This is a genomic window from Streptomyces sp. NPDC051315 (genome assembly GCF_044455165.1).
Classification (GTDB): Bacteria; Actinomycetota; Actinomycetes; order Streptomycetales; family Streptomycetaceae; genus Streptomyces.
Genome location: NZ_JBITEN010000028.1, coordinates 18,291 through 27,370 on the forward strand (window position 1 = coordinate 18,291; position 9,080 = coordinate 27,370).

Consider the following 9,080-nt stretch of genomic DNA (forward strand, 5'->3'; position numbering starts at 1 on the left):
CGCCCGGCAAGGGCCACCACGCCCCCGTCCCCCGTGACGGGAGCGCGGCGGCGGCAGGACGCAGACGAGGAGTGAAACGAGTGCCGGAGCACGAAGCGGCCGCACAGCACGGAACACCGGCGGACGAGGTCGGGGCCTTCCTGAGCCGCCGCCGGGAGCAGATCGCGCAGCGGTGGGCCGACGAACCCCTGTTCCGCACGGTGTTCACCGTCTCCCGCGACGAGGCGGTGGAGGCGGGCCGGAGCGTCGTCGACGCCCTCGCCCAAGTCGCCGGTTCCGGCCGGGTGGAGGACTCCGACAGCGCCGGGTTCACGGTGGTGCGCGAGCAGTTGGCACGCATGACGGCGGCCCGCTCCCGCTCGGGGATGAGCACCGCCCAGGTCTCCAGCGAGGTGGACGCCCTGCGGGCGCCCGCCGTGAACCTGCTGGTCGCGGACCTGCCCGACGCGCCGCCAGAGCACCTCAGGGAGTGCGCCACCACGTTGACCGTCCTGATGGGCACGCTGCGGCTGGTGGTGATGGAGACGGCGCTGACCGAGGTGCAGGCCCTCATCGACCGGCAGCAGATGCAGCTGCTGGAGGTCGCGACACCCGTCATCAAGCTCTGGGACGGCGTCGTCGCCGTCCCGCTCATCGGCACGCTGGACAGCGCCCGCAGCCAGGTCGTGATGGAGACGCTGCTGGAGGCGGTCGTCGACCAGCAGGCCCGGTACGCGATCCTGGACATCACCGGCGTCCCGACCGTGGACTCCCTGGTCGCGCAGCACCTGATGAAGACGGTCGAGGCCGTCCGGCTGATGGGAGCGGAGTGCGTCGTCTCGGGTATCCGGCCCGCGATCGCGCAGACCATCGTGCACCTCGGCCTCGACCTGGGCGCCGTGGTCACCCGCGCCGGCCTCGCCGACGCCCTGGCGTACGCCCTGCGCGGACTGGGCGCCGACATCGTGCCCGCGATGTCCGGTGGTGCGGGTCCGCGGTGAACGACGACCTCTCCCGCGCCGGCTCGGCACACGTGCCGGTGCTCAGGCTTGGCGACGTCCTGCTGGTCACGCTGCAGGGGGACCTGCACGACAGCACGGCGGAGCAGCTCCAGCACGACATCGTGGAGACGATCGCCCGCAGCCGGGTCACCGGCGTGGTCATCGACATCTCCGGGGTGGAGATCGTCGACTCCTTCCTCGGGCGGGTGCTGGCCGAGATCGCGGCGAACGCGCGGCTGCTGGCCGCCCAGACCGTCGTCTCGGGCATGCGGCCGGCGGTCGCGATCACCCTGGTGGAGCTGGGGCTGACCCTGCCGGGACTGCGGACCGCGCTGAGCACCGAGGCGGCCCTGGAGCTCCTGCGGCACGAGGGTGCGTCGGTCCCACGCGGCCCGCGCCGGGAGCCGCGGTGAGCGGGACGACCGCGGGCGTCGAGGCCCGCCTGCCGATCCGCTCCGACATGGACCTGGTGTGGGTACGGCAGCATGTGCGGCAGGCCGCCGCCGCCCTCGGGTTCGGTCTGGTCGATCAGACGAAGCTGGTCACGGCGGCCAGCGAACTGGCCCGCAACACGCTGGTGTACGGCGGGGGCGGGGAGATGGAGACGGCCGCCGTGTCCGACGGTCGGAACAAGGGCATCCGGCTGACCTTCACGGACCACGGGCCCGGTATCACCGACATCGAGCAGGCGCTGAGCGACGGCTTCACCTCCGGCGGCGGCCTGGGCATGGGCCTGGGCGGGGCGCGGCGGCTGGTGCACGACTTCGCCATCGACAGCACGCCGGGGGCCGGTACGACGGTCACGGTGACCTCGTGGTCGACCCGGCCGCCCCGGCAACGCGAGGAGTCCTGATGCCCCGCGTGTGGGACGTCCCGGTGCACGACTCGACGCGGGTGCGCGACGCGCGCGTGGCCGCGGAGGAGGCCGCGGCGCTCGTGGGCCTCGACGAGTCGCGTACGGCGGCGGCCGCGCTGGTCGCGACGGAGCTGGCCACCAACCTGATCAAACACGCCCACGGAGGACAGCTCCTGGTGGACACGGTCGCCCCGCCGAGCGGGCGGGGCGGGCTCGTCGTCCAGATAGTCGCCGTGGACCACGGGCCGGGCATGGCCGACGTGCGGGCCGCGCTCGGCGACGGGTTCTCGACGGCCGGCTCCCTGGGGGCCGGCCTCGGGACCTGCCGGCGGGTGGCCGACGACTTCGACCTGCACAGCGTCCCGGGGCGCGGCACGGTGGCGCTGGCGCGGGTCGGCGCCGCCGCGAAGGCCGACGCCCGGGAGACGGTGGCCGCGCGGGCCGGCGGGGTGAACATCCCGTTCGCCGGTGCCCAGCGCTCCGGGGACGCCTGGACGTGGGTGCGCGCCGGCGACCGGCTGACCCTGATGCTGGCCGACGGGCTGGGCCACGGGCCGGAGGCCTCCCGCGCCTCGACCGCGGCGGTCGACGAACTGCACCGCTCGGCCCATCTCCCGTGCGCCGAGGTGCTGCGCCGCCTGGACCGCGCGCTGCGCGGTACGCGGGGCGCGGCGGTCGCGGTGGCCCAGGTCGACACGGGGGCCGGACGGCTGTGGTTCGCCGGGATCGGCAACGTGGGGGCGCGGCTGCGGGAGGGCGACTCCTGGCGTCATCTGCTCTCCCGGCCGGGCATAGTCGGCGTGCACCGCCCGACGACCCTGCGCGAGACCGAGGTGCCCTGGGCGGCGGACCGGCTGCTGGTTCTGCACAGCGACGGTCTGCCCAGCCGCTGGGTGCCGCCCTCCGATCCCGGACTGCCGGCGTGCGACCCCGCGGTCACCGCCGCGGTGATCGTGCGCGACGCCAGCAGTTCCGCTCGCCCGGTGCGTGACGACACCGCCGTGGCCGTCCTGTCCCCGACCCAGCCGGACCGCCCATGATGCGTACCTGGCAGATCAGCACCGTCACGGACGCCGCGCGCGCCCGTATCGCCACCGCGCGGCTGGCCGCCGCGTTCGGCGTCACCCCCCTGGAGCGGACGCGGCTGGCGAGCGCGCTCAGCGGCCGCCTGCGCCAGTGTCTGACCAAGGGCGGCACCTGGCGGCTCACCGTGCGGACGAGCGGGGGGCTTCTGTGTGCCGAGGTGGCCTCCTCCCCCGCCGCCGGCGAGCCGCCGTGGCAGGTCGCCGTGGACTGCCCCGACCCCGTGGACGGCGCCGACTGGACCGGGGTGGCCGACGACACCGACGTCCTCGCGGAGGCCCTGCTCGGCGCCGACGAGGACACCTCGCTCGTCCTGGACAAGCTCGCCGAGCAGGAGGAGCTGGTCGCCTTCCACCGGGAGGAGCTGCACCAGACCAACCAGGGCGTCCTGGCACTGCACGCCGAACTCGACGCGGCCGGGCGGGCCCAGCGCGAGGCCTTCGCGGCGGAGCGCGCGGCCCGGCAGGAGGCGGAGAGCGCCCGGCGCCGGCTGACGTTCCTGGCCGACGCCAGCGCCGTGCTGACGACCTCCCTCAACCACGAGGAGATCGTGAGCCGGCTGCCGGAGCTGCTGGTGCCGGAGTACGCCGCCACGGTCGACGTCTGGCTCTTCGAGGACGGCGACGACCGGCACCCGCCCGCCCCGCATCCGGCGGCCGCCGTGGTCGCCGCCCGCACGGGACGGCCCCAGTACGCGGCCGACCATCCCGGCGGCCTGCCCGGGGTCGACGACCAGCCGCCGTCGGCGCTGCATCCCACCCGGCCGCTGCTGTGCGTCCCCCTGCCGACGCGGCGCGCGCCGCTGGGGGTTCTGACGCTGACCCCGCCGGGCGAGCGCTGGGACCCGGACGACGCCGTGATGCTGATCGAGCTGACCCGGCGGGCCAGCATCGCGCTCGACAACGCGCGGCGCTTCGAGCACAACCGGGACATCGCCGAGACGCTCCAGCGCGCCCTGCTGACCGATCTGCCGACCACGCCGGGGCTGCGGCTGGCGGCCCGCTATCTGCCCGCGACGTACGGGCTGAACATCGGCGGCGACTGGTACGACGCCTTCCGGCAGCCCGACGGCAGCCTGATCACCGTGATCGGCGACGTGACCGGGCACGGGCTGCACGCGGCCGTGATGATGAGCCAGCTGCGCACCGCGCTGCGCGCCTACGCCGTGGACGGCGGCAGCCCCGGCGTCCTGCTGACCCGGCTGCACACCTTCCTGCACCATCTGCAGCCCGACCTGTACGCGACGGCCGTGATCGCCCGCTTCCAGCCGGGCGAACCGGTCCTGACGTGGGCGGCGGCAGGGCATCCGCCGCCGGTCCTGCGGGACCCGGACGGGCGGGTGCGCACGCTGGACGCCAAGCCGGGGGCCATGCTCGGCATCCCGCTGCGGCAGCAGATCGCCGACCACACGGTGCCCCTCGAGCCCGGCTCGACGCTGGCGCTGTACACGGACGGGCTGGTCGAGCGGCGCGCCCAGGGCATAGACCCGGGCATCGAGCGGCTCGCGGCGGCGCTCGGCGCGTTCCGCACCGAGGAACTGGACGCGGACCTGGACTCCTCGGCGGAGCGCATCCTGGACCCGATGCTCAGCGACTCCGAGCGCGACGACGACGTGTGCCTGCTGCTGTGTCACATCGACAGCCGGACGGCGCGGGTGTCCGTGGGCTCGTGACGCGCCGTCAGTCGTCCGTGCCCGCGGCCTGCGCCTGCCGGAAGGCGAACAGACCGCTCTCGAGGGCGGTGCGCTGCATCGGTGTCATGCCCTCGAACACGGCGGCCAGCCGTCGGACACGCCGCTCGGTGACGTCGGTGAGGACGCGTCGGCCGTAGGGGGTCAGCACGAGCTGCACCTCGCGCCGGTTGCGCGGCTGCACGCTCCGCTCCAGCAGCCCGGCCGCCTCCAGCCGGTCGCACAGGCGGCTCGCGGTGGGCAGACCGATGCCGAGGTCCTCGGCGAGGGCGGTCAGGTTCAGCTCCGGGCGGCGCCGGATCGTTCTGAGGGCCAGCAGCTGCCGGTCCGGCAGCCGGGGCATGGCCTCCTCCGCCGCCGCGAGCCAGCAGACCACCAGGCTCTCCACCGCGTCGACGACCCGCCGGGCCGTCGCTTCCCGGCTCTCCCGCCGGCCGTCGTCGGAGCCCTCCGCGCACCCCACGTCATTACCCTCCGGCCACCACACTTGTCATGTACGTCGGGCTACCCGAAGGGCCCGCGCGTACACGGCCCGTTCGACGGGTACGACGCGGGCCACAGGAGAAACGTTCGTCTGCATGCGCCGCACGGCTGGCGCAACCGCTCCGATCGAGGTGGGATCGATGGGATCGGCGGGACCGATCAGGTGCGAAGGGGCCGTCCGGCGGGCACGCGCATGAGGTCGAGGCAGACCGCCTGGAGCCGCAGAAAGGGATGGACATCGTGACACGACCCAGGATCCTGGTGGTGGGCGCGGGCTTCGCGGGAGTGGAGTGCGTTCGACGTCTGGAACGCAAGCTCTCCCCCGACGAGGCCGACGTCACCCTGGTGACACCGTTCAGCTACCAGCTCTATCTGCCGCTGCTGCCGCAGGTCGCCTCCGGGGTGCTGACGCCCCAGTCGATCGCCGTCTCGTTGCGCCGCAGCAAGAAGTACCGCACCCGGATCATCCCGGGCGGCGCCATCGGCGTGGACCTCAAGTCGAAGGTCTGCGTCATCCGCACCATCACCGACGCGATCGTCAACGAGCCGTACGACTACATCGTGCTGGCGCCCGGCAGCGTGACGCGGACCTTCGACATCCCCGGACTGACCGATCACGCCTTCGGGATGAAGACGCTCGCCGAGGCCGCCTACATCCGCGACCACGTCATCTCCCAGCTCGACCTGGCCGATGCCAGCCAGGACCCCGCCGAGCGGGCGTCCCGGCTGCAGTTCGTGGTCGTCGGCGGCGGATACGCCGGCACCGAGACCGCCGCCTGTCTGCAACTGCTCACGCACAACGCGGTCAAGCGCTACCCCCGGCTGGACCCGGGCCTGATCAAGTGGCACCTGATCGACATCGCTCCGAAGCTGATGCCGGAGCTCGGCGAGAAGCTCGGCCGCAGCGCGCAGGAGGTGCTGCGCAAGCGCGGGATCGACATCTCGCTGGGGGTCTCCATCGCCAAGGCCGGACCGGAGGAGGTCACCTTCACCGACGGCCGGGTGGTGCCGACCCGCACGCTGATCTGGACCGCGGGCGTCGTCGCGAGCCCGCTGATCGCCACCCTCGGCGCCGAGACGGTCCGCGGGCGTCTGGCCGTCACCTCCGAGATGTGCCTGCCGGGCCACGACGGCGTGTTCGCGCTCGGCGACGCGGCCGCGGTGCCCGACGAGGCCAAGGGCGAGGAGGGGGCGGTCTGCCCGCCGACGGCGCAGCACGCGATGCGGCAGGGCCGGGCCGTCGCCGACAACGTGCTCGCCACGCTGCGGGGCCAGACGATGAAGCCGTACGTCCACAAGGACCTCGGTCTGGTCGTCGACCTCGGCGGCACCGACGCCGTCTCCAAGCCCCTCGGCGTCGAACTGCGGGGGCTGCCCGCGCAGGCCGTCGCCCGCGGCTACCACTGGTCGGCGCTGCGCACGGGCGTGGCGAAGGCGCGGGTGCTGACGAACTGGACGCTGAACGCGCTGGCCGGCGACGACTTCGTCCGTACCGGCTTCCAGGCCCGTCGGCCCGCCAAGCTGAAGGACTTCGAGTACACCGACACCTATCTCACGCCGGAGCAGGTGCGCGCGCAGGTGGCAGGCGGCACGGGCCCGGGTCTCGACGCCGGGTGAGATGAGGCGGGAGAGAGTACGGCGGCGTGAAGACGGCGGCACGGTCGTGGGCGACGGGGCTGCGGGATCGGGTGGTGGCCTCCGATCCCGGGCTGCTGCGGCTCACGGCCGGGCTGCGGACGGTGGGCGCCATCGCCCTGACGCTGGCCGTGCTCTCCGTGCTGGGCGCGAACGTGACGCACCTGGTCGCGGGGGCCATCGCGGCGATGGTCTCCACGTTCGCCATCCGGGAGAAGCAGCGCGGTCCGCAGGCCGTCACCCTCGCGCTGGGGTTGCCGGTCGCGTTCGCCTCCGTCTCGCTGGCGGCGCTGCTCAGCTCCCGCGTGGTGCTCGGTGACGTCTTCTTCGTCGTCCTCATCTTCTGCGCGGTGTACGGCCGCCGGTTCGGCGACCGGGGCACCGCACTCGGCCTGATCGGCTTCCAGGTCTACTTCCTGTCCCTGTTCGTGAGCGCCACCCGCTCGACCCTGCCCGGCTTCTGGGGGGCGATCGCCGTCGCGTTCGTGTGCAGCGCGGTGGCGCGTTTCGTGCTGGTGCCGCAGACGTCGGCGGGGGTCCTGCTCCGTCTGCGGCAGGCCTTCCGGGCACGGCTGGCCCAGTTGCTGGACGCACAGCTCGACCTGTTCGACGCCGGTCCGGACGAGGCGGCCAAAGCGCTGGAGCGGGTGCGCGAGGGCACTGCCCGGCTGCACGAGACGGCCATGATGATCCAGAGCCGGCTGGAGGAGGGCACCCCGGACGAGGCGACGGCCCGGCTGGTGCAGCGCCGTGTCGCCGACGCCGAGATCGCCGCCGAACGGCTGGGCCTGCTGCTGCTCACGGCGCGCGGCGCCGAGCGGGCGGACACCCTGACCCTGCACCTGCCCGGCGCGCCGGTCCCGGCGAGCGGGCGGCTGCCGGTGCGGGAGGAGGCGACCGACGTCCTGCGCCGCGACCTGCGGGCGCTCGGCCTGCTGCTGCGGCATCCCGTCGCCGACGGCACGGGCCTGGCACAGGTGCGCAACCGGCTGCTCGGGTACCGCGAGGAGGAGAACCTGCCGAGCGCCTCCCCGGCCGTACGGGACGTCTTCCGGGGCGTCGGCGAGGCGGCCCGGGCGGTGCTCGGGCTGCGGATCGCGCTCGACGGGCCCCAGGACGAGTCGGACGACAGCCCCGAGACGGCCCGCTCCCGCGAGGAGCTGGACGCGGAGGACGCGGCCATCGGCGGGGAGGAGGCGGAGCCGGAGCAGGCCACCGGGCTGCGGCGGCCCACCACCCGGGCGGCCGTGCAGGTCGCCGTCGGGTCGTCGCTGGCCATGGTCGGCGGCGAGCTGCTGTCCACGCACCGCTGGTACTGGGCGGTGCTGACCTGCTGGATCGTGTTCATCAACACGGCCTCGACCGGCGAGATCCTGGTCAAGGGCTACCGGCGGCTGCTCGGGACCGTGCTCGGGGTGATCGCGGGCATCGTCCTCGCGGGAGCGGTGGGCCACCACACGTGGACGGCGTTCGCGGTGGTGCTGCTGTGCGTGTTCGCGATGTTCTACACGGCACCGCTGTCGCACACGCTGATGTCGTTCTTCGTCACGGCGGCACTGGGTGTGCTGTACACACTGCTGCACACCTACAGCCTGTCGGTGCTGGTGCTGCGCGTGGAGGAGACGGCGCTCGGGGCGGCCTGCGGGATCGTGGCGGCGGCACTGGTGCTGCCGGTGGGGACCGACCGGCGGACGAACGAGCTGCTGACGACCGTGCTGGACCGGCTGACCGACGTCACCGAGGGCGCCGTCGATCAGCTCAGCGGTGCCCCTGCGGCCGATCTGCTGGACCGGGCCCGTGATCTGGACCAGGCGCTGGCCGACCTGCGGGCGGCCACACAGCCGCTGACGCATCCGGTCACACCGCTGCGGACCCGCCGGGAGACCGCCCGGTACGTGGTCGCCCTGCTGGAGACCTGTGCGTACCACGCGCGATCGCTGGCGGCAACGGCCGAGCTGCTGCCCACCCATCCGTCGATCGCGGCGGACCCGCGGCTGCGCACCGCCGGACAGCGCATCCTGCACAACATCGGCGCCCTCGCCGCGCACGTCGCGGACGAGCACGGCGCCGCCGAGGTGCGGACCGGGCCGAGCGTCGCCGCGCTCCTCCAGCCCGGCGTGGCGGAGGCGCCGCGCTACGGCCGGGTCACCGACCGGGTGCTGCGGCATCTGCAACGCCTGGACGAGGCGGTGGTCGGTCTCGCCCGGCCGCTGGAGGTTCCGGTGGCACACCCCGGGCCGTGACGGCGGGCGGGAACCCGGTGACAGGACACGGACGTGGGGGGGGCCCGCCCCGGGGGGGGGGGGCGGGGGCCCCGCCCGCCGGGGGGCGGGCCCCGGGGGGGCCGCGGGGT

At 74.2% G+C, this 9,080-nt stretch carries 8 protein-coding genes; 7 read left to right on the forward strand and 1 reads right to left on the reverse strand.

Features of this window, described 5'->3' with window-relative positions; genetic code table 11:
* Positions 1 to 80 precede the first annotated feature (80 nt).
* Genes ACIBBD_RS36000 through ACIBBD_RS36020 form a run of 5 tightly spaced genes read left to right on the forward strand, consistent with a single transcriptional unit; the run spans position 81 to position 4,591 of the window.
* Positions 81 to 980, forward strand: a complete 900-nt coding sequence (locus tag ACIBBD_RS36000) for an STAS domain-containing protein (protein WP_399423861.1) — start codon at positions 81 to 83, stop codon at positions 978 to 980.
* Entirely contained in the window at positions 977 to 1,393 is a 417-nt protein-coding gene (locus tag ACIBBD_RS36005) for an STAS domain-containing protein (RefSeq protein WP_399423863.1), read from the forward strand. Before ACIBBD_RS36000 ends, ACIBBD_RS36005 begins: the two co-directional genes overlap by 4 nt.
* Positions 1,394 to 1,440: 47 nt before the next feature.
* Complete coding sequence (locus tag ACIBBD_RS36010; protein WP_399423989.1) at positions 1,441 to 1,833, forward strand: anti-sigma regulatory factor; 393 nt, start codon at positions 1,441 to 1,443, stop codon at positions 1,831 to 1,833.
* Entirely contained in the window at positions 1,833 to 2,876 is a 1,044-nt protein-coding gene (locus ACIBBD_RS36015; RefSeq protein ID WP_399423864.1) for an ATP-binding SpoIIE family protein phosphatase, read from the forward strand. The genes ACIBBD_RS36010 and ACIBBD_RS36015 overlap by 1 nt, the downstream gene beginning before the upstream one ends.
* On the forward strand, positions 2,873 to 4,591 hold the full coding sequence (locus ACIBBD_RS36020; protein WP_399423866.1) for a PP2C family protein-serine/threonine phosphatase: 1,719 nt from the start codon (positions 2,873 to 2,875) through the stop codon (positions 4,589 to 4,591). The genes ACIBBD_RS36015 and ACIBBD_RS36020 overlap by 4 nt, the downstream gene beginning before the upstream one ends.
* A gap of 7 nt (positions 4,592 to 4,598) precedes the next feature.
* On the opposite strand, the gene ACIBBD_RS36025 is transcribed toward ACIBBD_RS36020, so the two are convergent.
* Positions 4,599 to 5,072 carry a MarR family transcriptional regulator gene (locus ACIBBD_RS36025; RefSeq protein WP_399423867.1) on the reverse strand — a complete coding sequence of 158 codons (474 nt, stop codon included), beginning with the start codon at positions 5,070 to 5,072 and terminating at the stop codon, positions 4,599 to 4,601.
* A gap of 251 nt (positions 5,073 to 5,323) precedes the next feature.
* Between ACIBBD_RS36025 and ACIBBD_RS36030 the strand changes: the two genes are divergently transcribed.
* Positions 5,324 to 6,709 (forward strand): NAD(P)/FAD-dependent oxidoreductase, encoded by a 1,386-nt coding sequence (locus tag ACIBBD_RS36030; RefSeq protein WP_399423869.1) that lies wholly within the window; start codon positions 5,324 to 5,326, stop codon positions 6,707 to 6,709.
* A 26-nt stretch (positions 6,710 to 6,735) separates the two neighbouring features.
* Entirely contained in the window at positions 6,736 to 8,970 is a 2,235-nt protein-coding gene (locus ACIBBD_RS36035) for an FUSC family protein (RefSeq protein WP_399423870.1), read from the forward strand.
* The last annotated feature ends 110 nt before the right edge of the window (positions 8,971 to 9,080 follow it).